Raw genomic sequence first — 24686 nt, forward strand, 5'->3', positions numbered from 1 at the left:
AGAACAACAAAAAATGAGCAAACCCCTGCGTTTCGCCCTGAACCGTATGGTCGCCCCACGTTTGTCCCTGCCGGCGTTCATTGAGTTGGCGGTGACCCTCAAGGCCGATGCCATCGAGATCCGCGATGATCTCAAGGGCGTTGAAATCGAAGACGGCACCGCGCCCGAACAGGTGCGTCAATTGTGCGCGACCAAAGGCATCACTGTGTTGTCGATCAACGCGCTGTATCCGTTCGATGTCTGGAATGACGAGCGCCGCGCACACGCCCTGAAGCTTGCCGCGTATGCCCGTGATTGTGGCGCGCAGGGTTTGGTCATGTGCCCGCTGAACGACCGCGCTGATCCACGTACCGAGGCGCAGCGTGCGGCCGGCCTGCGCACGGCGTTGAGTGAGCTGGCGCCGATCTTGCGCGCTCACGGCATCCTCGGCTTCATCGAGCCGCTGGGTTTCGAAGAATGCTCGCTGCGGCGCAAACGCACAGCGGTGGATGCGATCAAGGCCATCGGCGGGCTGGATGTGTTTCGTTTGGTGCATGACACCTTCCACCATCACCTGGCCAGCGAACATGAGTTCTTCCCCGAGCTGACCGGGCTGGTGCACATCTCCGGCGTCGAAGATGCCGAGGCGCCGCTGGCGACCATTCGTGATGGCCATCGGGTGCTGGTGGGCGAGGGCGACATCCTCGGCAATGCGGCGCAGATCGACACCTTACTCAGCAGCGGCTACAGCGGCTACCTGTCGTTCGAACCGTTTGCCGACAGCGTCCATGGCCTGGCAGATATCCAGACGGCGATCGGCGCGAGCATGGATCACCTGCAGAAATCCCTGGCCTGACATCGGATTCGCATACGGAAAAGGTGCAAGCATGACCACAACAAGACTGACCATGGCCCAGGCCCTGGTGAAATTCCTCGATAACCAGTACATCGAGGTCGATGGGGTTCAGAGCAAATTCGTCGCCGGGATCTTTACCATTTTCGGCCACGGCAATGTGCTGGGGCTGGGGCAGGCGCTGGAGCAGGACAGCGGCGACCTGGTCGTCCATCAGGGCCGCAACGAGCAAGGCATGGCCCATGCTGCCATCGGGTTCGCCAAGCAACACCTGCGGCGCAAGATCTACGCCTGTACCTCATCGGTAGGCCCGGGCGCGGCGAACATGCTGACCGCTGCCGCCACGGCCACTGCCAACCGTATTCCCTTGTTGCTGTTGCCTGGCGACGTCTACGCCTGTCGCCAACCGGACCCGGTGTTGCAACAGATCGAGCAGTTCCACGACCTGAGCATCAGCACCAACGATGCGTTCAAGGCCGTGAGCAAATACTGGGACCGCATCAACCGTCCCGAACAACTGATGACCGCGGCGATCCACGCCATGCGCGTGCTCACCGATCCCGCCGAAACCGGCGCTGTGACTTTGGCCCTGCCGCAAGACGTGCAGGCCGAGGCGTACGACTATCCCGATGACTTCCTGCAAAAACGCGTGCACCGCCTCGAGCGCCGTCCGGCCACCGAAGCAATGCTTGGCGATGCCGTGGCGCTGTTCAAAGGCAAGCGTAAACCGCTGATCATCTGCGGCGGCGGGGTCAAATATTCGGGGGCTAACGCGGCGTTGCAAGCCTTTGCCGAACGCTTCGATATTCCTTTCGCCGAAACCCAGGCCGGCAAGAGCGCGGTGGTGTCCAGCCATCCGCTGAACGTCGGCGGGATCGGTGAAACCGGTTGCCTGGCGGCGAACCTGTTGGCCAAGGATGCTGATTTGATCATCGGCGTCGGTACGCGCTACAGCGATTTCACCACCGCGTCGAAATCCTTGTTCAAACACCCGGAGGTGCAATTCCTCAACCTCAATATCAGCCCCTGCGATGCCCTGAAACTCGACGGCGTGCAACTGCTGGCGGACGCCAAAACCGGTTTGAACGCCTTGGCCGATGTGTTGGGCGACTATCGCTCCGGCTGGGGCGATCAACCCCGGCAGGCCAGGGCGCAGCTGGACGAGGAAGTCGACCGCATCTATCAGGTCGAGTACCAGACCCAGGATTTCGTTCCGGAAATCAACGACCACCTGGACCCGGCGGTGCTGCGCGAATTCATCGAGCTGACCGGTTCCTGCCTGACCCAGAGCCGGGTGCTTGGCGTGCTCAATGAAACCCTGGCCGATGACGCGGTGATCGTCGCCGCCGCCGGCAGCCTGCCCGGCGACTTGCAGCGCAGCTGGCGCAGCAAGGGCGTGAACACCTACCACGTCGAGTACGGCTATTCGTGCATGGGTTACGAGGTGAACGCCGCGCTGGGGGTGAAGCTCGCCGAGCCTGGGCGCGAGGTCTATGCACTGGTGGGCGACGGCTCCTACATGATGCTGCACTCGGAGTTGGCGACCTCGATCCAGGAGCGCCGCAAGATCAACGTGGTGCTGCTGGACAACATGACCTTCGGCTGCATCAACAACCTGCAAATGGAACACGGCATGGACAGCTTCGGCACCGAGTTCCGCTTCCGCAACCCTGAAACCGGCAAGCTCGATGGCGGCTTCGTGCCGGTGGATTTCGCCATGAGTGCGGCCGCCTACGGCTGCAAGACCTACAAGGTGAACACGGTTGAAGAGTTGCGAGCCGCGTTGGCCGATGCACGCTTGCAGACGGTGTCGACGCTGATCGACATCAAGGTTCTGCCCAAAACCATGATTCACAAATACCTGTCGTGGTGGCGGGTCGGCGTGGCGCAAGTCTCCACCAGCGCCCGCACCGATGCGGTGGCCAAGACCCTCAACGAACGATTGGCCAAGGCCCGTCAATACTGATTGCCCTGAAACGAACAACAGGAGTGTTTATATGTCTTCGCTTTCCAATTCGTTGCGCATTGGCGTCATCGGCACCGGGGCCATCGGCCAGGACCATATCCGTCGTTGCAGCCAGACCTTGCTCAACAGTCAGGTCGTCGCGGTCACTGACATCAATGTGCAGCAAGCGGCCAAGGTCGTCTCCGACCTGAAGCTGACCGCCGAGGTCTATCCCGATGGCCACGCGCTGATCAAGGCGCCGGACGTCGACGCAATCCTCGTCACCTCCTGGGGCCCGAGCCACGAAGAGTTCGTGCTGGCGGCGATTGCCGCGGGCAAACCGGTGTTCTGTGAGAAGCCATTGGCCGTCACCGCCGAAGGCTGCCGCAAGATCGTCGAGGCCGAGGTGGCCCACGGCAAGCGACTGGTGCAGGTGGGTTTCATGCGCCCGTACGATGAAGGTTATCGGGCATTGAAAGCGGTGATCGACAGTGGCCAGATCGGCGAGCCGCTGATGCTGCACTGCGCCCACCGCAACCCGACCGTGGGTGAAAACTACAAGACCGACATGGCGATCACCGACACCTTGATCCATGAGCTGGACGTGTTGCGCTGGTTGCTCGACGACGACTATGTGTCGGTGCAAGTGGTGTTCCCGCGCAAGACCAGCAAGGCCCACGCCCATTTGAAAGACCCGCAGATCGTGCTGCTGGAAACCGCCAAGGGCACGCGCATCGACGTGGAAGTGTTCGTCAACTGCCAGTACGGCTACGACATCCAGTGCGAAGTGGTGGGGGAGACCGGCATCGCCAAACTGCCGGAGCCGTCGCAGGTTCAGTTGCGCAGCGGGGCAAAGCTGTCCAATGCGATTCTGATGGACTGGAAGGACCGGTTCGTCGCCGCGTACGACGTCGAGTTGCAGGCGTTCATCGATGGCGTGCGGGCCGGGCAGGTCGGCGGGCCATCGGCGTGGGACGGCTTCGCCGCCGCCGTCGCTGCGGATGCCTGCGTCGAGGCGCAGAACAGCGGGCAGATCGTCAAAGTCGGCCTGCCAGACCGCCCACATTTCTACGGCTAACCGATCGTTCCCACGCAGCGTGGGAACGATCATAAGGAGAACAACATGCGTATCGGACTTGTCGGTTACGGCCATGGCGGCCGGTTTTTCCATGCTCCGCTGATCAGCAGTCTGCCGGCAGCGACGTTTGTGGGCGTGGTCACCCGTTCCGCCGAGCGTCGGCAACTGCTGGCCGCGGAACATCCCGGCGTGCCGGCCTTCGACAGCATCGGCCAACTGGTCGAAGCCGGGGTTGATGTGCTGGTGGTGTCCACACCGCTCAAAGGTCGCCCGGCACTGGTGCTCGACGCCATCGAACACGGAGTGGCGGTGGTCAGCGACAAGCCATTCGCCGCCGATACGCAACAGGCGCAAACCCTGATCACCATGGCCGAGCGTCAGGGCGTGCACTTGAGCGTCTACCAGAACCGACGCTGGGACTCGGACTTTCTCACGGTGCGCAAACTCATCGAGTCCGGCGCGCTGGGGCAGGTCACTCGTTTCGAATCGCGGATCGAACGCTACTCGCCGCAGTCGGTGAACAACGGCAGCGGCGGCGGTTTCCTGCGCGATCTGGGCAGCCACCTGGTGGATCAGGCGCTGCTGTTGTTCGGTCCCGTCACCCGGGTTTATGCCGAACTGGAGTACGTCGAAAAGGGCCAGCCTTTCGATAACGGCTTCTTTATGTCCCTGACCCATGCCAACGGCGTGATCTCGCACCTGGGCGGCAGTTGCCTGCAAAACACCCCCGGCCCGCGCTTTCGCGTGACCGGAACCCAAGGCTGCTACAGCGTCGACGGTCTGGACGGACAGGAGGCGTCGACCCTCGCCGGGCTCACACCGAAATCCGAAGGCGAGCGCTGGGGTGTCGAGGAACACCGGCGTTGGGGCTGGTTCGAGCAGGGCGAGGTGCGTGAGCGGGTGCCGTCCGAGCGTGGCTGCTGGAATCAGTTCTATTTGCAGCTACAAACCGCGTTACAGAGCGGTGGCCCACTGCCGGTCGACGCCCGTGATGCACTGGCGACCACCCGCGTGCTAGACGCTGCGCGGCTAAGTTCCGAGCGCCATCAAGTGGTGGCGTTGAGCCCATTTGAAAGCCATGGAATAAAATCAGAATAAAATTCTAAAATGAGTTGATATAGAAATTATTTTCCAATAAAGTCGTTTCCAGGTTGCCGACTATCAACGTCCGATCACGCTCAAGCAGGCCTTGAACGAGTGAAGGACGCACCAAAAACAAGAAACAAAGCCAGGTACCGTCGATGAAAACCTTCCACTCTGCGCTGCATGTTTTACGTTGTGCGCTGCACCTCTCTCGCGACCTGCCTCGCGTCTCGCTTCATTCCATCTCTCGCTTGCCCGCTTACTGAAAACGTCACGCCTTATCCATAAAACCAACAAGAATGTGGAGAAAGACCTTTCATGAAGACCAAGATCCGATTCGCCTCACTGGCCTTGTCCCTGATGTTCGCCAGCGGCGCCGCCCTCGCTGACATGAAGATCGGCGTCAGCATGTCGCAGTTCGATGACACCTGGCTGACCTACCTGCGCGAATCCATGGACACGAAAGCCAAGTCCTATCCCGATGGCGTCCAGCTGCAGTTCGAAGACGCCCGCAGCGACGTGGTCAAGCAGTTGAGCCAGGTGGAAAGCTTCATCAGCCAAAAGGTCGACGCCATTGTGGTCAACCCGGTGGATACCGCCGCCACCAAAAAAATCACTGAAGCGGCGGTCAAGGCCGGCATTCCGCTGGTGTACGTCAATCGCCGTCCCGATGACCTGAACCTGCCCAAAGGCGTGGTCACTGTTGCTTCCAACGATCTGGAGGCCGGTCAGATGCAGATGCAGTACCTGGCCGAAAAAATGGGCGGCAAGGGCGACATCGTGATCCTGCTCGGTGATCTGGCCAACAACTCCACCACCAACCGCACCAAGGGCGTTAAAGAGGTGCTGGCCAAGTACCCGAACATCAAGATCGAGCAAGAGCAGAGCGGCATCTGGTCGCGGGACAAGGGCATGACCCTGGTCAACGACTGGCTGACCCAGGGCCGCAAATTCGACGCGGTCGTTTCCAACAACGACGAGATGGCGATTGGCGCGGCCATGGCCCTGCAACAGGCGGGCGTTGCCAAAGGCAGTGTGCTGATCGCCGGTGTCGACGGTACGCCCGATGGTTTGAACGCGGTGAAGAAGGGCTCTCTGGTGGTCTCGGTGTTCCAGGACGCCAAGGGGCAGGCAGACGGTTCGATCGACACGGCGGTGAAAATGGTCAGGAACGAGCCGGTCGAGCCGGCCGTGTGGGTGCCGTATCGCTTGATCACCCTGCAAAACGTCGACACCTTCAAATAGCCCGTCCATTCGATAACAACAATAAGCACGCAAGGTTGCGACGCGACCTTGCTGATGGAGTACCTGATCATGTTCGCTTCAGCGACTGCTTCAAGCACCCCGTTGGTGGGTATCCAGCCAGCCGCAACGCCTGTCGATGAGCCGTACCTGCTGGAGATCGTCAACGTCAGCAAGGGTTTTCCCGGTGTGGTGGCCTTGTCCGACGTACAGCTGCGGGTGCGTCCTGGTTCCGTGCTGGCGCTGATGGGGGAAAACGGCGCCGGCAAATCCACTCTGATGAAAATCATTGCCGGCATCTACCCGCCGGACGCCGGTGAGTTGCGCCTGCGGGGCAAACCGGTGGTCTTCGAAACGCCACTGGCTGCGCTTCAGGCCGGCATCGCGATGATCCACCAGGAACTCAACCTGATGCCGCACATGAGCATCGCCGAGAACATCTGGATCGGCCGCGAGCAGCTCAACGGCCTGCACATGATCGACCATCGTGAAATGCACCGCTGCACCGCCAAACTGCTGGAGCGTCTGCGGATCAACCTTGACCCGGAAGAGTTGGTGGGCAACCTGAGCATCGCCGAACGGCAGATGGTCGAGATCGCCAAGGCGGTGTCCTATGACTCCGACATTTTGATCATGGACGAACCGACCTCGGCCATCACCGACAAGGAAGTCGCCCATCTGTTCTCGATCATTGCCGACCTCAAGAGTCAGGGCAAAGGCATCATCTATATCACTCATAAAATGAACGAAGTGTTCAGCATCGCCGATGAAGTGGCGGTGTTCCGCGACGGCGCCTACGTCGGCCTGCAACGGGCCGACAGCATGGACGGCGACAGCCTGATTTCGATGATGGTCGGTCGCGAGCTGAGCCAGTTGTTCCCGGTGCGCGAGAAGCCGATCGGCGATCTGCTGCTGTCGGTGCGCGACCTCAAGCTGGACGGCATTTTCAAGGACGTCTCCTTCGACCTGCACGCCGGGGAGATCCTGGGTATCGCCGGGTTGATGGGCTCGGGGCGGACTAACGTCGCCGAGGCGATTTTTGGCATCACCCCAAGCGACGGTGGCGAAATCCGCCTCGACGGCGAGGTGGTGCGCATCAGTGATCCGCACATGGCCATCGAGAAGGGCTTCGCGCTGTTGACCGAAGATCGCAAGCTCAGCGGCCTGTTCCCGTGCCTGTCGGTGCTGGAGAACATGGAAATGGCGGTATTGCCCCATTACGTCGGCAACGGCTTCATCCAGCAAAAAGCCCTGCGCGCATTGTGTGAAGACATGTGCAAGAAGTTGCGGGTGAAAACGCCGTCGCTGGAGCAGTGCATCGATACCTTGTCCGGCGGTAATCAACAGAAGGCGTTGCTGGCGCGCTGGCTGATGACCAACCCGCGAATCCTGATTCTCGACGAGCCGACCCGGGGCATCGATGTCGGCGCCAAGGCCGAGATCTACCGGCTGATCGCTTACCTGGCCAGCGAAGGCATGGCGGTGATCATGATTTCCTCGGAGTTGCCGGAAGTGCTGGGCATGAGCGACCGGGTGATGGTCATGCACGAGGGCGACCTGATGGGCACCCTCGACCGCAGTGAGGCGACCCAGGAACGGGTGATGCAACTGGCCTCGGGCATGTCCGCGGTTCACTAATGGATACCGGCGGTGGCCATGACCGTCGTCGGCGACGCAATAGAAGGGTGAGTGGTTATGAACGCGATACTGGAAAACAAACCTGCAGCGGTACCGGTCAAGAGTCGCCGGCGCTTTCCGACCGAGTTGAGTATCTTCCTGGTGTTGATCGGCATCGGCCTGGTGTTCGAAATGTTCGGCTGGATCGTTCGCGACCAGAGCTTCCTGATGAACTCCCAGCGCCTGGTGCTGATGATCCTGCAAGTGTCGATCATCGGCCTGCTGGCGATCGGGGTGACCCAGGTCATCATCACCACCGGTATCGACCTGTCTTCCGGTTCGGTGCTGGCGCTGTCGGCGATGATTGCCGCCAGCCTGGCCCAGACCTCGGACTTTGCCCGGGCGGTGTTTCCATCCCTGACTGACTTGCCGGTGTGGATTCCGGTGATCGCCGGGCTCGGGGTGGGATTGCTGGCGGGGGCGATCAACGGCAGCATCATTGCGATCACCGGGATTCCGCCGTTCATTGCCACCCTCGGCATGATGGTCTCGGCTCGGGGCCTGGCGCGCTACTACACCGAAGGTCAGCCGGTGAGCATGCTCTCGGATTCCTACACGGCCATCGGACACGGCGCGATGCCGGTGATCATCTTTCTGGTGGTGGCGGTGATCTTTCACATCGCCCTGCGCTACACCAAGTACGGCAAGTACACCTACGCCATCGGCGGCAACATGCAGGCGGCGCGTACCTCCGGGATCAACGTCAAGCGCCATCTGGTGATCGTCTACAGCATCGCCGGGCTGCTTGCAGGTCTGGCCGGGGTGGTGGCGTCGGCACGGGCCGCGACCGGGCAGGCCGGTATGGGCATGTCTTATGAACTGGACGCGATTGCCGCGGCGGTCATCGGCGGCACCAGCCTGGCCGGTGGCGTAGGGCGCATCACCGGCACCGTGATCGGTGCGTTGATCCTCGGGGTCATGGCCAGCGGCTTTACCTTTGTCGGTGTTGACGCTTATATTCAAGACATCATCAAGGGGCTGATCATTGTGGTGGCGGTGGTCATCGACCAGTACCGCAACAAGCGCAAACTCAAGCGCTGAAGCCACGCGAAACACGAAAATGCGCCACGCCGACCCGCGTGGCGCAGCCGTTTGTCTTCTGTATACAGCCGCTGGACTGAATTTCTTGCTATAAACGCACTCCGATAAGCGCCTCAAAGCCTGCCGTAGGGCACTTTCAGGGCTTTGTCGGACAGATTTGCTGTCTTTTCAGTTGCTGAGGCCTCAAGTCGGCCTTAGACTGCCGCCCCTCGTAAATTGAGTGCCGGGTGGCGCTTGGAATAAACGGCGCCGTTCCAATGACCGCTCCAGGCTCAACGGAACGCTCCCTAATTCGCCTTAATGCACGTTTTTTTATAGAGATATCAATGACAAAGGACAAGTTGCTGGCCATGCCGGCGGATGACTACATGAATGCCGAGCAACATGCTTTTTTCTCTGAGCTGTTGCAGAACATGAAAGTCGAAACCCATGAGCGCATCGAACAGAATCGCATCGCCATCGAGAGCCTGGACACCCCGGCCGATCCGGCTGACGCGGCTTCCGTCGAAGAAGAGCGCACCTGGCTGGTGAACGCGATCGATCGCGACCAGCGCATGCTGCCTCAATTGGAACAGGCTCTGGAGCGCATCAAGGAAGACAGCTTCGGCTGGTGCGATGACAGCGGCGAGCCAATCGGCCTCAAGCGCCTGCTGATCAGCCCGACCACCAAGTACTGCATCGAAGCTCAAGAACGTCACGAGCAGATCGACAAGCACCAGCGTCAGGCCTGATTCAGTAGCGCCCCTATCGCGGGCAAGCCTCGCTCCTACAGGCCTGTAGGAGCGAGGCTTGCCCGCGAAGCTTTTTGTCGCCCGAAAAATTTCACGCACTTCTATTGATCTGCTGCATCCCCCCCTACTAACGGACCATAGATAATGGCCTTATGGTGGCGTTTAATGCGGATACAACAATTAGAAGATGCATGGGGTGACAAACGATGACGCGAGACGGGTCTCTGGCTGGGGCAGCGCCCGCAGCCGTGCTTTTACCGAAAAACCTGTGGCTTACGCCGACCCTGCAAAGCATCGCCCTGATGCTCCTGCTGTGCGGCATGGCATTGGCGGGCTGGTCGCTTTACCTTGGCCTGCCATTGGCCGTGTTGATTGTCTGGCTGCCGCGCCTGCGTTCGCGCACGCTCCCAGAGGCAACCGCCGCGGACAATTCCAGCGCCATCGCTGGATTGACTCGCGATCTTTCCTACACCACCAGTCATAACGCCTTGTCGGCCGCCGGTGTCGCCTTCTCGGTCAAGCAACTGGCGGACAAACTGCAATCGCAACTCGACGCCGCTGCGCAGATTGTCCGCAGCGCCGAAGTGATGATCGCCACCGAACACGCCACTTCGCAACTGAGCCGGGAAGCCTTGAGCGCGGCCAGCGAAGCCCATCAGAGCAGCGCGGCAGGGCAAACGGAACTGGTCGAGTCCATTGCGCGCATGCATCAACTCAGTCAGCGTGCCAGCAGCAGCCGTGAGCTGATCGAAGCCCTGAGCCTGCGCAGTGACGATATCCAGCGGGTCACGCTGGTGATTCAGTCCATCGCCAGCCAGACCAATCTGTTGGCGCTGAACGCGGCCATCGAAGCAGCGCGGGCCGGGGAACACGGTCGCGGCTTTGCGGTGGTGGCCGACGAGGTGCGTGGCCTGGCCGCGCGCACGGCGACGGCGACCGGCGAAGTCGGGGAGATGGTCGCCGACATTCAACAACGCACGGCACAAGTGGTGGAGCAGATTCGTCAACTGGCCAGCGATCTGAATACCGGCGTCGCGCAAGTCGAGCACACCGGGCAGCATCTGGAAAACATCGCGCGACTGGCCGCCGGTGTCGAAAGGCAGGTCGGGGAAATCGCTCAGGGCGCAGACACCAATCGCGAACAACTTGACAGCCTGTTCCACGCGATCGAACAAATGCGCAGCGATCTGGCGATCAGTGACCAGCAAACCCAACGTCTGGCCCAGGCGGCGGTGCAGATGGAAGAGCAGGCTGAAACCATCAGCGAACGTCTCGCCGAAGTCGGACTGGATGACTACCACCAGCGGATTTATGACCTGGCCCGGGAAGGGGCGAGTCAGATTGCGGCGCGTTTCGAAGCGGATATCGACCAGGGCCGGATCAGCCTGGATGACCTGTTCGATCGCAATTACCAGGCGATCCCCAACTCCAGCCCGGTCAAATACCAGACCCGCTTTGACCGCTACACCGATCAGGTACTGCCGGCCATTCAGGAACCGTTGCTGCCGCGTCACGAAGGCCTGGTGTTCGCCATTGCCTGCACTCAGCAGGGTTATGTGCCGACCCATAACACTGTATTCAGCCAGCCACTGACCGGTGATGTTCAGGTCGATACCCTGCAAAACCGCACCAAGCGCAAGTTCGCCGACCGCACCGGGATCCGCTGTGGCAGCCATCAGCAACCCGTGTTGTTGCAGACCTACACCCGCGACACCGGTGAACTGATGCACGACCTCTCGGTGCCGATCATGCTCAAGGGCCGGCATTGGGGTGGTTTGCGCCTGGGTTACAAGCCAGAACGTCCTCGCTGAGAGGGCGACCCAACAGCGGCTCACTGCATCTGAGGAACTCGCGCTTCAGGAGTTCGATAGCGATGTTCAAAAGCGGCCGATTTTCAGGCTTTCAATGCCCCTTCATCGACCGCAAGCTTCAGGGCTTTGGCGGCTTCCCGGGCGGCAATGGCCGCGACCTCCGCGGTCTTGAACCAGCGATCCTTTTCGACCTGGTGGCACGACACCGCGGTCAATGGCGGTTTGGCGCGCATGACAATGACTGCCTGGAATTCGCCGTCGACCTCTCTGGCTTCGCCCCGGATAAAAAATTCACCGATATCAAATTCCGTCACGTAGCAGCCTTCCCTTGGAAATATTTTATTGTGTTCATGCATCCGTCCTTGAGGACGGGCTTCATGGGGTGGGGCAGTATGGCAGTAGTTGCCTGCCGGCGGCTGAGTTAAGTCGCCGGCGTGACGAAACGTCTATGGAAATGAAGGGTCAGCTGCGTGCCTCAAGTGAACGGGCAAGGGCGCAGGCTTCGTTATGGCTGCCGCGGAAACCTCTGACACGTCCGGTGGATATTTCCCTGATGTGGAAAAAGGCGTTGCCGGCCAATACCACCTGAAAACGCGGGAGCAGAGGCTCGTCAAGGAGGAAATCCTGCTGCCCGAGCACCATCGAATGCAGAGGTGACGAGCCGTCTGTGTGTCGTGGGTGAGGCTGGGCGAAGTGAGTCAGTGTGCACATATGAAGTCCTTTTCGTGATTTTGCCGACGTGTGTACGGTGTTTTGGCTAGTCTCGGTGAGCATGGCTGCTCTAGAATCGCCATCATTGGTTGGCGATTGATGCCCATCTAAAGCAATTTTTTACTGGCGATATGTCGGAAAAGTGCTTTTTTAAAAGTGATTTTTCCCTAAAGTTGGTAATCCGGCTTTTCCGGCCGTCAGAAGGGCGTTTTCCTTCAACCTCTGACGACCGTCAGGCAGGACGACGTGAGGGATGTTCCAGTAGTCTTCTCAAACCTCGCGATGAATGGGCCCTCTGCCTGTTCCAAATTCGCCCCGGGTCATTTGGCTACACCTCGGCATTGCCGCTTTTTTCTGCTGTGCGCGTTTCCTGCGTACAGCATCATTTTCAGATGTGGGGATGTTTCCTTGGCAGTAAGTAATCTCGATATGCATGCTTTGTTCGTACTGGGTGATTTGCGCGCAAAGCTGGTTAAACAGTTTCAGTCACGTTTCGTCTACATCACCGAACAGAACGCTGAAGGCATTTACATTGCCGAGATCGACACCGAATCGGCACTGGTGGTGGACGACAAGCCTGGGCTTAAACTCAAGGTCGGCGATCATTTCAGCGCCTCCGTATTGCCCAGTCGCGAAGGCGGCAAGCTGGACATCAAGTTCCGCGAAATCAAACTGACGGTGTACGGGCTGGGTGATTACGCGTTCGTGACCACCGCCGACGGCCACGGCATTGTGTTCAAGGAGGGGCATAGTGTGGTGATGGTGTTTGCCGCCCACCAACAGTTGCAGGAAGGTCTGACCAAAACCCTGAAGGCCGTGACTGCCAAGGCCGCCAAGTGGCGCAAGGGCGAACTGGTGACCTTCAAGGCCAGCGAGTAATGACCCTGGCCCGCGCCGATTTCCACGATCAGAACCAGGCCAGTGCCCACGCCGAGGCGCAGCGTCTGTTGGCTCAAAAGGCCGTTCTGCAGGGAGCCTGGCTGAGTTGGGTGGCGTCACAGATCTACCTGTTGCGTCCGGCGGCGTACGCCAGCATGGTCAGAAGGGAGCTTGCGCGCTTGCAGGAATCTTCCGAAAAATAATCCTCGTCCCTCGAAAGCAGAAACCTCTACTACAGTCAGTTGACTGAGTCTTCAGAGGCTTGCGGTCTTCTTTGTCAGGCCATCCTGCTATTGCTGTGAACAGCACGAGGTGCAAAAGCATGAAGGGAATTCGACGGTTACTGGCCGCTACCCTGGCCACGCTTGGGTTGTTGGTTTCACCCGTTCCGGTATTCGCCGCCCAGGCGCCGATCCACTTCGCCGACCTGAACTGGGAAAGCGGCAGCCTGATCACCGAGATTCTGCGGATCATCGTCGAGCAGGGCTACGGCTTGCCGACCGACACCTTGCCGGGGACGACCATTACCCTGGAAACCGCCTTGGCCAACAATGATATTCAGGTCATTGGCGAAGAGTGGGCGGGCCGCAGTCCGGTCTGGGTCAAGGCTGAGGCCGAGGGCAAGGTCGCCAGCCTGGGCGATACGGTCAAGGGCGCCACCGAGGGTTGGTGGGTGCCGGAGTACGTGATCAAGGGCGATCCGGCCAAGGGCATCAAGCCACTGGCGCCGGGCCTGCGCAGTGTCAGTGATCTGCCGCGCTACAAAGACGTATTCAAAGACCCGGAAACCCCGGACAAGGGGCGCTTCCTCAACAGCCCGATCGGCTGGACGTCGGAAGTGGTCAACAAGCAGAAGCTCAAGGCCTATGGGCTGAACGACAGCTATGTGAACTTTCGCAGTGGTTCGGGGGCGGCGCTGGATGCGGAGATCAGCTCGTCGATACGTCGCGGCAGGCCGGTGCTGTTCTATTACTGGTCCCCGACGCCTTTGCTCGGCCGCTTCAAGCTGATTCAGCTGCAAGAGCCGCCATTCGACGCCGAAGCCTGGAAAACCCTGACCGACGCCGACCACCCCAATCCGAGACCGACTCGCTCGCTGCCCTCGAAGCTGTCCGTCGGCGTGTCCACGCCATTCCAGAAACAGTACCCGCAGATTGCCGAGTTCTTCAGCAAGGTCGATTTGCCGATCGACGCTTTGAACAAGGCCCTGGCGGACATGAGCGAAAAACACACCCCGCCACGTCAAGCGGCGCAGGCGTTCATGAAGGCACACCCTGACGTGTGGCAGACCTGGGTTCCGAAGGATGTGGCGGACAAAGTCTCTGCCGAGCTGAAATAAATAGCTTGGTCGTACATAAAAGACCGTAGGGGCTGGCGCAGCCTGCGATCTTTTGATCAAAGTCAAGGATCGCGGACTAGCCCCCACGGAGCGCTTTTAAATTCGGGCAAGGAAGTTCATCCTGCTGCAACATTTCACACTGGATGTCTGAATATGAGTCTTTTGGTCGCGCAAGGGATTGCTGCAATTTTTCTAGTCATCAGTCTGGTCCACCTGTATTGGGCAGCAGGGGGCAAGTGGGGCAGCGAGGCGGCGGTGCCACGAGTGCCGGGGAAAGGCGGCGAGGCATCAAGGCCCGCGTTCAAGCCGTCGGGCTTTGGCACGTTGCTGGTGGCGGTAGGGTTGCTGCTGATCGCGATGCTGGTATGCCTGCGGGTCGGGCTGTATCTGCCCACGGTGCATCACTGGTCGTTGCAGTGGGTGATCAGCGCGATCGCGCTGCTGATGTTCGCCCGGGCGATCGGCGATTCGAATCTGGTGGGGTTCTTCAAGCAGGTCAAGGGTTCTAGGTTTGCCCGGCTGGATACCTGGGCCTATTCGCCGTTGTGTGTGGTGTTGGGGGCTGGATTGTTGGCAGTGGCCTGGGTCTGAAAAGCTTCGCGGCCAAGTCTCGTTCCTGCATGGAATCTTGCGGCCCTTGTAGGAGCGAGGCTTGCCCGCGAAGAGGCCCTGCCAACCACCACGAATCCCTGAACTAACTCCCGGTTTCCGTGCGCCGGCTACTCACCTCTGCCGGCACATCATCCCCCGCCATGCGTTTGCGAAACAGCGCTGCCCGGGCCAGTAGCAGCGTGGTCACCGGCACGGTGATCGACAGCAGAATCGGAATCAGCCAGGCATGCAGCACCGGCGCCGACTTGAGCGCCGAAAAGTAAATGATCGAAGCCAGTGCCACGCACCACGCGCCCAATGTCGAGGCCAGCGCCGGAGGGTGCATGCGCTGGAAATAATCCTTCATCCGCAGCAGCCCGACGGAGCCGATCAGCGCAAACAGACTGCTGAGCACCAGCAGAATCGCCACCGGTATTTCCACCCACAGAGACAGTTCAGCGCTCATTCGATCACCTCGCCGCGCAACAGGAATTTGGCCAAGGCAAACGAGCCGACGAAGCCGAACAGGGCGATCAGCAGCGCCGCCTCGAAATAAGTGTCACTGGCATAACGAATGCCCAGCGCGAGCATCATCAGCATGGCGACGATGTACAGGTAATCCAGGGCCAGAACCCGGTCCTGGGCAGACGGCCCCTTGAACAGGCGGATCAGGGTCAGAATCATCGCCAGCGAAAAAAGGAACAGACTCAGCACGATTGCGTTCGACAGCAATGGGCTCATTCGAAGATCTCCATCAAGGGGCGCTCATAGGTCGCCTTGAAGTGCTGGATGAATGGGCCTTCGTCATCCAGGTCGAAGACATGCAGCAACAGAATGCTGCGATCCAGCGCCAGTTCCGACCAGACCGTGCCGGGAATCACCGTGCAAATGATCGACAGCGCCGCCAGGCCGTTGGCATCGTGCAAGTCCAGCGGCACCTTGATGAACCGCGAGCGAGGTGCACGACGGCCAGCATTAAGTACGCCCCAGGCCACGGCGAGGTTGGACACCAGCACATCGCGCCCGACCAGCAAGAACAAACGCAAAATCACGCCGGGCCGACGAATGCGGATCGGCAGCGGCCGCAGCTTGCGCATCATCAGCGGGGCACAGAGGCCAAGCACCGCGCCCAACAGCAGATTGCCGGGGCTGATCGACAGGTTCAACGCCAGCCACAGCAGCCCTAGCGACAGCGACAACCAGGGTGCAGGAAACAGACGCTTCATGGTTGCACCTCCGCCAGCGCTGTACTGGCTTGCGGGTTCGGTACCGCACGCGTGCCGAGTACCGCCATCACGTATTGCTGAGGGTTATTCAACGCCTGTGCCGCCGCTTGGGTGTAGCGCAGCAGCGGCTCAGCCTTGAACGTCAGCACGATGCTCAGCCCCAGCAGAACGATGATCGGCACGCACTCCAGGCGACGCAGCAAGGGTGATGGCCGCTCTTGCGGGGTCCAGAAACGCTGGATGCCCAAGCGCGAGAAGGCGATCAACGAGGCCAACCCCGACAGGATCAACAACGCCAGCAAGCCCCATGCGCCGTTGGATACCGGTTCTTCGCTGCCCAGACCCAGCGGATTGAGCAAAGCGCTGAGCAGGCTGAGTTTGCCGATAAATCCGGAGAGCGGCGGCATGCCGATGATCAGCAAGGCGCAGGCGATGAAGCTCAGGCCGAGGAAGGCCATGGTCCAGGGAATCACCTGACCGACCACGGTTTTCTGGTCGTCATCGAGGTTGAAGCCTTTGGGTGGCTGCAAGGATTCCAGGGGCCGTGCAAGCAGCTCGCCGTCATCGTCCAGGGGCATTTCGTTGGCCGAGCGCGAGCGCTCGATCAACTCGGCCAGCAGGAACAGTGCGCTCAAGGCCAGGGTCGAGCTGACCAGATAGAACAGCGCGGCGCCGATCAGGTTCGGCTGGGCGAAACCGATGGCCGACAACAGGATGCCGGCCGACACCAGAATGCTCAGGCTGGCCATGCGTTCCAGGCGTTGCGCGGCCAGAATCGCCACGGCGGCGCAGACGATGGTCGCCATGCCGCCGTAGATCAGCCAGTCGCCACCGAAGTACGCGGAGGCCCCGGCCTGGCCGGAGAACAACAGCGTCCACAGGCGCAGCAATGTGTAGACGCCGACCTTGGTCATGATCGCGAACATCGCCGCCACCGGTGCACTGGCTGCGGAGTAGGCCGGCACCAGCCAGAAGTTCAGCGGCCACATGCCGGCCTTGGCCAGGAACGCCACCGCCAGAATCGCCGCGCCGGCATGCAGCAGGCCGCGATCGGCTTCCGGCACCAGCGGGATTTTCAGCGCCAGGTCGGCCATGTTCAGCGTGCCGGTAACGCCGTAGATCAGCGCCGCGCCAATCAGAAACAGCGACGAGGCCAGCAGGTTGATCGAGATGTAATGCAGCCCCGACGACACCCGCGCCCGGCCCGAACCGTGCAGCATCAGCCCGTAGGAGGCGGCCAGCAGCACTTCGAAAAACACGAACAGGTTGAACAGGTCCGCTGTCAGAAAGGCGCCATACAGGCCCATCAGTTGAATCTGGAACAGCGCATGGAAACTCGAACCGGCACCGTCCCAGCGGGCCATGGCAAACAGCAGCGCGCTGACACCGATGATCCCGGTCAGTACCAGCATCAGCGCCGACAGGCGATCGACCACCAGCACGATGCCGAACGGCGCCTGCCAGTTGCCCGGCAGGTACACGCCAATGGAGCCGGGCACGCCGGTGGTTTGCGTCCATTGCAGCAGCATCACGGCAATGCCCAGCCCCAGCAGGCTGGAGAACAGGTTGATTTTGGCCTTCAACGGGCGGTGTTTCTCGCCCAGCATCAGCATCACGGCGGCGGTCAGCAGCGGCAGCAGGATCGGTGCAACGATCAGGTGAGTCATCGCCATCATTCTTTAGGCTCCCGGCCATCCACATGGTCGGTACCGGTCAGGCCTCGGGAGGCGAGCAGCACCACCAGGAACAGGGCGGTCATGGCGAAGCTGATGACGATCGCGGTCAGCACCAGCGCTTGCGGCAGCGGGTCGGTGTAGTGCAGCAAATCCTGAGGCACGCCATCCTTGATGTTCGGCTCCTTGCCGATAAACAGGCTGCCCATGCTGAAGATGAACAGGTTGACGCCATAGGACAACAGGCACAGGCCCATGACCACCTGGAACGTCCGTGGCCGCAGTATCAGCCATACGCCAGACGCGGCCAGCACACCGATGGCGATTGCGATGACTTCTTCCATCAGATGGCTCCTTGGGTGGCGGCGGCTTTGACCGCGGGCCTGGTTTGCACACTGGTTTTATGACCGCGTACCGATTGGTGGGCGAGGGCGGTCAGGATCAACAGGGTCGAACCGACCACCACGGCGTACACGCCGACATCGAAGAACAGCGCGCTGGCGATATGAATGTCGCCCAGCAGCGGCAGTTCGAAATGCCAGGTGTGCGTGGTCAGGAACGGATACCCGACCGTCATCGCCCCGAGCCCGGTGACCGTGGCGAACAGCAGTCCGGTACCCATCCAGCGCAGCGGTCGCAGGCTCATTTGCGCCTCGACCCACTGGGTGCCGGCGACCATGTATTGCAGGATGAACGCCACCGACATCACCAGCCCGGCAACGAAACCGCCACCCGGTTGGTTGTGCCCGCGCATGAATAAATAGAAGGAGATCACCAGGGCTATCGGCAACAGCAGGCGCACCAGCGCCGCCGGCACCATCATGAAACCGAGCGCGGTGTCGCTGGCGTGACGCGGGTTGACCAGATCGGTCACCACGTCGGGCGCCAGCAAGCGCTGTTGGGCTGGCAATTGCAGGCTTTCTTTTGGCGGACGGAAGCGTCGCAGCAGGGCGAACACCGCCAGGGCCACGGCCACCAGCACGGTGATTTCGCCGAGGGTGTCGAAGCCACGGAAATCCACCAACATTACGTTGACCACGTTGCTGCCGCCGCCTTCGGGCAGGGCGCGACTGAGGTAGAACGAGGAAATGTCGTTGGGCGTCTGGCGGGTCAGCATCGCATAGGACAGCAGCGCCATGCCGCCACCGACCGAAATCGACAGCGCCAGGTCGCGAACCCGTCGCACCCGCGCCTTGCGCAGGCTGCTCGGCAACGGCGACACCTCTTCGATCCGCCGCGGCAACCAGCGCAGGCCGAGCAGGATCAGCACCGTGGTCACCACTTCCACCACCAGTTGCGTCAGGGCCAGGTCCGGCGCGGAGAACCAGACGAAGGTCACGCAGGTCATCAGGCCGCAGACGCTGACCATGGTCAGGGCCGCGAGCCGGTGATACTTGGCCTGCCACGCCGCGCCGAGGGCACAGGCAATGGCCAGCAGCCAGAGGATCACGAACACGATCGAGCCCGGAATTTTCGGCCGATCGCCCCAGCTCAGGCTGCTGTGCAGCATCGGGATCACCCCGGCCAGCACGGCGGCGAGCACCACCAGAAACAGTTGGGTTTGCAGGCGACGGGTGCTGATCCGCCGTTCCAGGTGGCGGGCCAGACGCATCATGACCACCAGACTGCGTTCAAACAGACGCTTGCCGTCGAAGCGGCTGATCAACGGCGGGTAATTGAAGCGCCCGCGCTTGAGCTGATTGCGCAGCATCAGATAAAGCACGGTACCGCCGGACATGGCGATCAGGCTCATGATCATCGGTGCGTTCCAGCCGTGCCAGATTGCCAGGCTGTACTCGGGCAGCGTGCCGCCCACCACCGGTAACGCCGCCGCCGCGAGCAGCGGGCCGACCACTTGCGCTGGGAAAATCCCCACCACAAGGCAGGTAAACACCAGCAACTCCACCGGCGCGCGCATCCAGCGTGGCGGTTCGTGCGGGGTGTGCGGCAGGTCGGTGGCCTTCGGGCCGAAGAACACGTCGACGGTGAAGCGCAGGGAATAGGCGACGCTGAACGTCCCGGCGAGAGTCGCGATGATGGGCAGGGTCATCTCGATCCAGGCCGTGGCGTTGATGAACACGGTTTCGGCGAAGAACATCTCTTTGGACAGGAAACCGTTGAGCAGCGGCACGCCGGCCATGGAGGCGCTGGCGACCATGGCCAGGGTGGCGGTGAACGGGATCAGTTTGATCAGGCCGCTGAGTTTGCGAATGTCCCGGGTGCCACTTTCGTGGTCGATGATCCCGGCGGCCATGAACAGCGAAGCCTTGAACGTGGCGTGGTTGAGAATGTGGAACACCGCGGCCACGGCGGCCAGTGGACTATTCAGCCCCAGCAGCAGGGTGATCAGGCCCAGGTGGCTGATGGTCGAGTAGGCCAGCAGGCCCTTGAGGTCGTTCTGGAACATCGCGCAGTAAGCGCCGAGCAACAGGGTGCAGGCGCCGGCCCCGCTGACGATGTAGAACCATTGCTCACTGCCGGACAGCGACGGCCACAGGCGCGCGAGCAGGAACACCCCGGCCTTGACCATGGTCGCCGAGTGCAGATACGCCGAGACCGGGGTCGGTGCCGCCATCGCGTGGGGCAACCAGAAGTGGAAGGGAAATTGCGCACTTTTGCTCAGGGCGCCGATCAGTATCAGGGGCAGCAGAATAGGGTAGAGGGCATGCGCGCGAATCAGATCGCCGGCGGCCAGGACCTTGTCCAGGTCATAGCTGCCGACCACATGGCCGAGCAGCATGACCCCCGCCAGCAGACACAAACCGCCCGCGCCGGTGACCATCAACGCCATGTAGGCGCCACGCCGTGCATCGGCGCGGTGGTGCCAGTAACCGATCAACAGGAATGAGAAGAGGCTGGTCAGCTCCCAGAAAAATACGATCTGAATCAGGTTGCCGGAGATCACCAACCCGAGCATGGCGCCCATGAACGCCAGGAAAAACGCGAAGAAGCGCGGCACCGGATCGTCCGGTGACATGTAATAACGGGCGTACAGCGAAACCAGCGTGCCGATGCCCAGCACCAGCATCGAGAACAGCCAGGCGAAACCGTCCATGCGCAGAACGAAGTTCAAGCCAAGGCTCGGGAGCCAGAGGAATTCTTCGCGGATCACGCCGCCATGGGCGATTTGCGGGTACAGGAGGGCGACCTGGACGGTGCCGATCAGAGCCACCAGGCCAGCCAATAAGGATTCGGTGTTACGCGCGTTGTGCGGCAGCAAGGCTGCCAGACAGCTGCCGATAAAAGGCAGAAGCAGTAGAACTATCAGGGACATAGGCTTCTAATCTGCGGAAGTTTGTGAAGCATCATACGTGCCAGCTCCCTGATCACCAAACGCCAAGCTGTCGCAGAATCCTACAAGGTAGACGGAAAAACCCTGTTTTTCATTGTTTCCAAGGAGAGGGGGTTCGATCGTTCCCACGCTCTGCGTGGGAACGATCAGTGTTCGGTTTCCTGTATCGAATCTTCTTCGACCTCGGGAACAACTTTCCCCTTGGTCTTCAACTCACTGACAATCACCGCCGCCACAATCAACCCCGCCCCCACCAGCGCAATCGCCGGTAAGCGTTCCCCGGCCATCCGCCCGACAATCCCGGCCCACACCGGCTCACCGGCATAGATCAACGTCGCCCGGGTCGGCGAAACACTTTTCTGTGCCCAGTTCATCGCCACCTGAATCGCCGCACTCGCCGCGCCCAGCCCCAGTGCGCTGCACAACAGCAACCATGAGAAATCCGGAATCACTTCCCGGGTTGGTACCACCATCAGAAACGACAGCACCGACGTCACCGCCAGTTGCACCACCGTCACCCGGCGCACGTCGACCTGGCCGGCATAGGTGCTGATCAGAATGATCTCAGCGGCAATCGCCACGGCGCTGATCAATGTGGCGATTTCACCGGGGCTGAAATTGAACGAAGCGCCGGAGGGGCCCGACAGCAACATCAACCCGGTAAAGGCCAACATGATCCCGATGCTCGGCATAAGCCCCGGACGACGCCCCAGCACCAGCCATTGCAGCAATGGCACGAACGGCACATACAGCGCGGTAATAAACGCCGATTGACTGCTGGGGATGCTCTGCAAACCCACGGTCTGCAAGCCGTAGCCGAGCATGATCGCCACGCCGATAAACGCCCCGGCCTTGAGTTCGAACAGCGTCAGTTCCCGCAGATGACGCCAGGAGAACAGGGCGACGATGCTCGCCGCCGCGGCAAAACGCAGGCCGACGAAAAACATCGGCCCGCTGACGGTCATCGCATGCTGCACCAGCAAAAAGGTCCCGCCCCAGACCATGGTAATCAGCACCAACACGCACTCAGCTTTGCTGAACCGTGAGAAACGGGAGGAAGCAGGGGAGGAGTTCACCGACGTCATGACCTTGCGCGCTACCTGAGGGCGACGCACAATGCGCCGGAAGTTGGGCAGTATACTGCGCAACGCCACCCAGTGAGCAATATAGTGCACAAAGATTCCACCCAACGGGCTTCGGTGCTTCAACACGTCAGCCAGAACGTGCGACGGCTGCGCCACGCCGCCGACATGAGCCAGGCTGCCCTGGCCGAAAAGTCCGGGGTCAGTCGCCGGATGCTGGTGGCCATCGAGGCTGGCGAGAAGAACGTCAGCCTGACCACCCTCGATCGCGTGGCCGAAGCGCTGGACGTGGCCTTCAGCGACTTGATCCAGGCCCCCGACGCCCGCGACCCAAGTCGCATCAATGAGCTGGCCTGGGCCGGGAAAATTCTTGGCAGCAAAGCCGTTTTACTCTCCAAAGCCAGCGCCACCCGCGAGGTGGAACAATGGGAATGGTGTCTGCAACCCGGCGAAATTTATCTCTCGCAACCGGATGCCGAAGGTTATAGCGAACAGCTATATGTATTCGAAGGGTGCCTGACCCTGATGCTCAGCGATCAGCCGCAGAAAATCGATGCCGGCGAGTTCTTTATGTTTGCCAGTAATCAGCCGTACTCCTATCGCAATGACGGGGACGTGGCGGCGCGATTTGTGCGTAATGTGGTGATCTGACTGTTTGCCGGCCAACACCGGATAAGCATTTTGCTGTTTTAAAGCTGCAAGTGTTTCTCGGAAAATTAACATTGATCAGTGAGAACGCCATGACTGACACCCCACGCGGACAGACGAGCAACGCCCTCCGCCATGCGGACATCCTGATCATCGGCGGCGGCCTTAGTGGCGCGATGCTGGCGGTGCAATTGTTGCGGTTGCCCGGTCAGCGGCGGATTCTGGTGATCGAGCCGCGTGCAGAACTGGGCCGTGGCGAAGCCTATAGCGCGGTGGAGCTGGGCCATACGCTCAACGGTAACGCGGCGCGTATGAGCGTCGACCCGGACAACGCCGATGACCTGACCCAATGGCTGACCGAACACATCGCCGCCGGTGGTTGGCCGGAGTCGGATCAGCAGCATGTGCCGGTCAGTGAACTGTTTCCGCCGCGCGGGCTGTTCGGCGTCTATGTGCAACAGCGTCTGGCCGAAGCGCAGGCGCTGGGCGTGTTGAAGGGTTCGAATGTCGAGCATGTGCGGGCCGAAGTGGTGGACCTGCAGACCTCTGCCGACTCTGTGCAACTGACCTTGAACGATGGCCAGCGTCTGCAAGGCGCATTCGCGGTGCTCGCTACCGGCATGTTCCCGGCAGCACGCACGCCGCAGACCGAGTCCAGCGGTTTGAATGCGGCTGCACTCGACCCGTGGGACGTAGCCGCCATGCGTCAACTCGATCCGCAGTCGACGGTACTGATCATCGGCTCGGGCCTGACCATGGTCGATGCCGTGGTGTCGCTGGAGCAGGCCGGGCATCGCGGGCCGATCGAAGTGTTCTCCCGTCATGGTTTGCTGCCGCATGTGCGCCGGCAGCCACCGGCATGGGTGGATTTTCTCGCTGAGAATCAAAGCATTCGCACGCCGCGCCAGTTGATGCGCGAACTGCGCCGACATTGTCGCGATGCCATCGCTCAAGGCATCGACTGGCAAGCGCCGCTGGACACCGTGCGGGCGCACATCGGGCGGTTGTGGAGCCAGGCGACGGATGTGCAACGTCGGCAATTTGTACGGCATGTGCGGCCGTGGTGGGAAAGCCATCACCATCGCTCGCCACCGTTGAGTGCCGAGTTGGTGGCGCGTTTGCACGGGGAAGGGCGGTTGCGGATTCAGGCCGCATCGTTCAAGGGGCTGGAATCTGCGACGGATGGCGAAGTCAGTATCCGCATCCGTCGTCGCGGCGAGACGCAAACCTGCGTGGTGCATGGCGCGGCGCTGATCAACTCCAGCGGCATCGAATACGACTGGCGCCGGGTGGCGCGGCCGTTGCCGCAGCAGTTGCTCGCTCGCGGGCTGGTGCGTCCGGGGCCATTGGCGTTGGGCATTGCCGCCGCGGTTGACGGCGCGGTGCTAAGCGCCGATGGGCAGGTCGCCAGCCGTTTGTTCGCCATGGGCCCGCCATTGCGCGGCATGTGGTGGGAGAGCACGGCGGTGACCGATGTGGCGAGCCAGGCCAAGTGGCTTGCGGCGCGGTTGGCGGGTTGACCGACAGTTGGAAGATGTTCTTTTGGGCCTCGTCGCGAGCAGGCTCGCTCCCACATTTTGATCTGCCCCCAAAATTTTGAACGGTTGCACCCCGAACTGCATCGAGCTCGCCGTGTCGTTCTGACACAGCTGATAATAATTTTCTTGTCGGCTGAATCTTTCAAAATGTGTGCGGTCTGTTTCACGCCAATGATGGCTGTTGTCACTTGGCCAGTATTTCTGACATCAATTTCAGGGTGACTACGACCCTTCCTCTGCGGGCATCAATTTTCGCCCTCAGCACTT

At 60.9% G+C, this 24686-nt stretch carries 24 protein-coding genes; 15 read left to right on the plus strand and 9 right to left on the minus strand.

What is annotated here, in order from left to right; all coding sequences use genetic code 11:
- Positions 1–13 precede the first annotated feature (13 nt).
- The 9 genes from HCU66_RS07235 to HCU66_RS07275 all read left to right on the plus strand — a co-directional run bounded on the left by HCU66_RS07235 (position 14) and on the right by HCU66_RS07275 (position 11440).
- Positions 14–835, plus strand: a complete 822-nt coding sequence (locus tag HCU66_RS07235; RefSeq protein WP_205887830.1) for a TIM barrel protein — start codon at positions 14–16, stop codon at positions 833–835.
- 31 nt (positions 836–866) lie between these two features.
- On the plus strand, positions 867–2798 hold the full coding sequence (gene iolD / locus HCU66_RS07240; protein ID WP_205887831.1) for a 3D-(3,5/4)-trihydroxycyclohexane-1,2-dione acylhydrolase (decyclizing): 1932 nt from the start codon (positions 867–869) through the stop codon (positions 2796–2798).
- A 31-nt stretch (positions 2799–2829) separates the two neighbouring features.
- Positions 2830–3855: a bifunctional inositol 2-dehydrogenase/D-chiro-inositol 1-dehydrogenase gene (gene iolG, locus HCU66_RS07245; protein ID WP_205887832.1), complete on the plus strand. Its 1026-nt coding sequence runs from the start codon at positions 2830–2832 to the stop codon at positions 3853–3855.
- A 45-nt stretch (positions 3856–3900) separates the two neighbouring features.
- Positions 3901–4953 carry a Gfo/Idh/MocA family protein gene (locus HCU66_RS07250; protein WP_205887833.1) on the plus strand — a complete coding sequence of 351 codons (1053 nt, stop codon included), beginning with the start codon at positions 3901–3903 and terminating at the stop codon, positions 4951–4953.
- Between the two features lie 303 nt (positions 4954–5256).
- Positions 5257–6183: a sugar ABC transporter substrate-binding protein gene (locus HCU66_RS07255; RefSeq protein ID WP_205887834.1), complete on the plus strand. Its 927-nt coding sequence runs from the start codon at positions 5257–5259 to the stop codon at positions 6181–6183.
- Between the two features lie 69 nt (positions 6184–6252).
- Entirely contained in the window at positions 6253–7818 is a 1566-nt protein-coding gene (locus tag HCU66_RS07260; protein ID WP_205887835.1) for a sugar ABC transporter ATP-binding protein, read from the plus strand.
- A gap of 57 nt (positions 7819–7875) precedes the next feature.
- Complete coding sequence (locus tag HCU66_RS07265; RefSeq protein ID WP_205887836.1) at positions 7876–8898, plus strand: ABC transporter permease; 1023 nt, start codon at positions 7876–7878, stop codon at positions 8896–8898.
- Positions 8899–9224: 326 nt separating this feature from the next.
- Positions 9225–9629, plus strand: coding sequence for a TraR/DksA family transcriptional regulator (locus tag HCU66_RS07270; RefSeq protein ID WP_007935965.1), 405 nt, complete (start codon positions 9225–9227; stop codon positions 9627–9629).
- Positions 9630–10216: 587 nt separating this feature from the next.
- The gene (locus tag HCU66_RS07275; protein ID WP_420908045.1) at positions 10217–11440 is read left to right on the plus strand and encodes a methyl-accepting chemotaxis protein; all 1224 of its coding nucleotides are present in this window, start codon (positions 10217–10219) and stop codon (positions 11438–11440) included.
- A gap of 83 nt (positions 11441–11523) precedes the next feature.
- Here the strand turns inward: HCU66_RS07275 and HCU66_RS07280 are convergent, their stop codons facing one another.
- Positions 11524–11754 carry a hypothetical protein gene (locus HCU66_RS07280; RefSeq protein WP_205887851.1) on the minus strand — a complete coding sequence of 77 codons (231 nt, stop codon included), beginning with the start codon at positions 11752–11754 and terminating at the stop codon, positions 11524–11526.
- Positions 11755–11902: 148 nt separating this feature from the next.
- Positions 11903–12151, minus strand: coding sequence for a hypothetical protein (locus HCU66_RS27065; RefSeq protein WP_241015401.1), 249 nt, complete (start codon positions 12149–12151; stop codon positions 11903–11905).
- A gap of 408 nt (positions 12152–12559) precedes the next feature.
- On the opposite strand from HCU66_RS27065, the gene HCU66_RS07285 reads away from it, so the two are divergent.
- The 4 genes from HCU66_RS07285 (at position 12560) to HCU66_RS07300 (ending at position 14960) form a co-directional block, all read left to right on the plus strand.
- Positions 12560–13030, plus strand: coding sequence for a hypothetical protein (locus tag HCU66_RS07285; RefSeq protein ID WP_008035847.1), 471 nt, complete (start codon positions 12560–12562; stop codon positions 13028–13030).
- Positions 13030–13233 carry a hypothetical protein gene (locus HCU66_RS07290; protein ID WP_205887838.1) on the plus strand — a complete coding sequence of 68 codons (204 nt, stop codon included), beginning with the start codon at positions 13030–13032 and terminating at the stop codon, positions 13231–13233. Before HCU66_RS07285 ends, HCU66_RS07290 begins: the two co-directional genes overlap by 1 nt.
- Positions 13234–13352: 119 nt before the next feature.
- Entirely contained in the window at positions 13353–14369 is a 1017-nt protein-coding gene (locus tag HCU66_RS07295) for an ABC transporter substrate-binding protein (RefSeq protein ID WP_205887839.1), read from the plus strand.
- Between the two features lie 153 nt (positions 14370–14522).
- Positions 14523–14960, plus strand: a complete 438-nt coding sequence (locus HCU66_RS07300; RefSeq protein WP_205887840.1) for a DUF3995 domain-containing protein — start codon at positions 14523–14525, stop codon at positions 14958–14960.
- A 103-nt stretch (positions 14961–15063) separates the two neighbouring features.
- Here the strand turns inward: HCU66_RS07300 and HCU66_RS07305 are convergent, their stop codons facing one another.
- From HCU66_RS07305 to HCU66_RS07335, 7 genes are all read right to left on the minus strand, one after another.
- A complete protein-coding gene (locus HCU66_RS07305; RefSeq protein ID WP_205887841.1) occupies positions 15064–15426 on the minus strand; it encodes a Na+/H+ antiporter subunit G in 363 nt (120 codons plus the stop codon).
- Positions 15423–15701 carry a K+/H+ antiporter subunit F gene (locus tag HCU66_RS07310; RefSeq protein WP_205887842.1) on the minus strand — a complete coding sequence of 93 codons (279 nt, stop codon included), beginning with the start codon at positions 15699–15701 and terminating at the stop codon, positions 15423–15425. The genes HCU66_RS07305 and HCU66_RS07310 overlap by 4 nt, the downstream gene beginning before the upstream one ends.
- Positions 15698–16186: a Na+/H+ antiporter subunit E gene (locus HCU66_RS07315; RefSeq protein ID WP_205887843.1), complete on the minus strand. Its 489-nt coding sequence runs from the start codon at positions 16184–16186 to the stop codon at positions 15698–15700. The genes HCU66_RS07310 and HCU66_RS07315 overlap by 4 nt, the downstream gene beginning before the upstream one ends.
- Positions 16183–17862, minus strand: coding sequence for a monovalent cation/H+ antiporter subunit D (locus tag HCU66_RS07320; protein ID WP_205887844.1), 1680 nt, complete (start codon positions 17860–17862; stop codon positions 16183–16185). Before HCU66_RS07320 ends, HCU66_RS07315 begins: the two co-directional genes overlap by 4 nt.
- The gene (locus HCU66_RS07325) at positions 17859–18203 is read right to left on the minus strand and encodes a Na+/H+ antiporter subunit C (RefSeq protein ID WP_007935994.1); all 345 of its coding nucleotides are present in this window, start codon (positions 18201–18203) and stop codon (positions 17859–17861) included. The genes HCU66_RS07320 and HCU66_RS07325 overlap by 4 nt, the downstream gene beginning before the upstream one ends.
- A complete protein-coding gene (locus HCU66_RS07330) occupies positions 18203–21133 on the minus strand; it encodes a monovalent cation/H+ antiporter subunit A (protein WP_205887845.1) in 2931 nt (976 codons plus the stop codon). The genes HCU66_RS07325 and HCU66_RS07330 overlap by 1 nt, the downstream gene beginning before the upstream one ends.
- 164 nt (positions 21134–21297) lie before the next feature.
- Positions 21298–22326 (minus strand): EamA family transporter, encoded by a 1029-nt coding sequence (locus HCU66_RS07335; protein ID WP_205887846.1) that lies wholly within the window; start codon positions 22324–22326, stop codon positions 21298–21300.
- Between HCU66_RS07335 and HCU66_RS07340 the strand changes: the two genes are divergently transcribed.
- Complete coding sequence (locus HCU66_RS07340) at positions 22321–22884, plus strand: helix-turn-helix domain-containing protein (RefSeq protein ID WP_205887847.1); 564 nt, start codon at positions 22321–22323, stop codon at positions 22882–22884. The genes HCU66_RS07335 and HCU66_RS07340 overlap by 6 nt on opposite strands.
- An 89-nt stretch (positions 22885–22973) precedes the next feature.
- On the plus strand, positions 22974–24401 hold the full coding sequence (locus HCU66_RS07345; protein WP_205887848.1) for an FAD/NAD(P)-binding protein: 1428 nt from the start codon (positions 22974–22976) through the stop codon (positions 24399–24401).
- The last annotated feature ends 285 nt before the right edge of the window (positions 24402–24686 follow it).

Source organism: Pseudomonas frederiksbergensis (assembly GCF_017114915.1).
GTDB classification, from domain to species: Bacteria; Pseudomonadota; Gammaproteobacteria; order Pseudomonadales; family Pseudomonadaceae; genus Aquipseudomonas; species Aquipseudomonas frederiksbergensis_I.

Excerpts from the sequence above, each read along its gene's own strand:
- HCU66_RS07235 (WP_205887830.1), top strand. The coding sequence starts at position 14 with ATGAGCAAACCCCTGCGTTTCGCCCTGAACCGTATGGTCGCCCCACGT.
- iolD (WP_205887831.1), top strand. The coding sequence starts at position 867 with ATGACCACAACAAGACTGACCATGGCCCAGGCCCTGGTGAAATTCCTC.
- iolG (WP_205887832.1), top strand. The coding sequence starts at position 2,830 with ATGTCTTCGCTTTCCAATTCGTTGCGCATTGGCGTCATCGGCACCGGG.
- HCU66_RS07250 (WP_205887833.1), top strand. The coding sequence starts at position 3,901 with ATGCGTATCGGACTTGTCGGTTACGGCCATGGCGGCCGGTTTTTCCAT.
- HCU66_RS07255 (WP_205887834.1), top strand. The coding sequence starts at position 5,257 with ATGAAGACCAAGATCCGATTCGCCTCACTGGCCTTGTCCCTGATGTTC.
- HCU66_RS07260 (WP_205887835.1), top strand. The coding sequence starts at position 6,253 with ATGTTCGCTTCAGCGACTGCTTCAAGCACCCCGTTGGTGGGTATCCAG.
- HCU66_RS07265 (WP_205887836.1), top strand. The coding sequence starts at position 7,876 with ATGAACGCGATACTGGAAAACAAACCTGCAGCGGTACCGGTCAAGAGT.
- HCU66_RS07270 (WP_007935965.1), top strand. The coding sequence starts at position 9,225 with ATGACAAAGGACAAGTTGCTGGCCATGCCGGCGGATGACTACATGAAT.
- HCU66_RS07275 (WP_420908045.1), top strand. The coding sequence starts at position 10,217 with ATGATCGCCACCGAACACGCCACTTCGCAACTGAGCCGGGAAGCCTTG.
- HCU66_RS27065 (WP_241015401.1), bottom strand. The coding sequence starts at position 12,151 with ATGTGCACACTGACTCACTTCGCCCAGCCTCACCCACGACACACAGAC.
- HCU66_RS07290 (WP_205887838.1), top strand. The coding sequence starts at position 13,030 with ATGACCCTGGCCCGCGCCGATTTCCACGATCAGAACCAGGCCAGTGCC.
- HCU66_RS07295 (WP_205887839.1), top strand. The coding sequence starts at position 13,353 with ATGAAGGGAATTCGACGGTTACTGGCCGCTACCCTGGCCACGCTTGGG.
- HCU66_RS07300 (WP_205887840.1), top strand. The coding sequence starts at position 14,523 with ATGAGTCTTTTGGTCGCGCAAGGGATTGCTGCAATTTTTCTAGTCATC.
- HCU66_RS07305 (WP_205887841.1), bottom strand. The coding sequence starts at position 15,426 with ATGAGCGCTGAACTGTCTCTGTGGGTGGAAATACCGGTGGCGATTCTG.
- HCU66_RS07310 (WP_205887842.1), bottom strand. The coding sequence starts at position 15,701 with ATGAGCCCATTGCTGTCGAACGCAATCGTGCTGAGTCTGTTCCTTTTT.
- HCU66_RS07315 (WP_205887843.1), bottom strand. The coding sequence starts at position 16,186 with ATGAAGCGTCTGTTTCCTGCACCCTGGTTGTCGCTGTCGCTAGGGCTG.
- HCU66_RS07320 (WP_205887844.1), bottom strand. The coding sequence starts at position 17,862 with ATGATGGCGATGACTCACCTGATCGTTGCACCGATCCTGCTGCCGCTG.
- HCU66_RS07325 (WP_007935994.1), bottom strand. The coding sequence starts at position 18,203 with ATGGAAGAAGTCATCGCAATCGCCATCGGTGTGCTGGCCGCGTCTGGC.
- HCU66_RS07330 (WP_205887845.1), bottom strand. The coding sequence starts at position 21,133 with ATGTCCCTGATAGTTCTACTGCTTCTGCCTTTTATCGGCAGCTGTCTG.
- HCU66_RS07345 (WP_205887848.1), top strand. The coding sequence starts at position 22,974 with ATGACTGACACCCCACGCGGACAGACGAGCAACGCCCTCCGCCATGCG.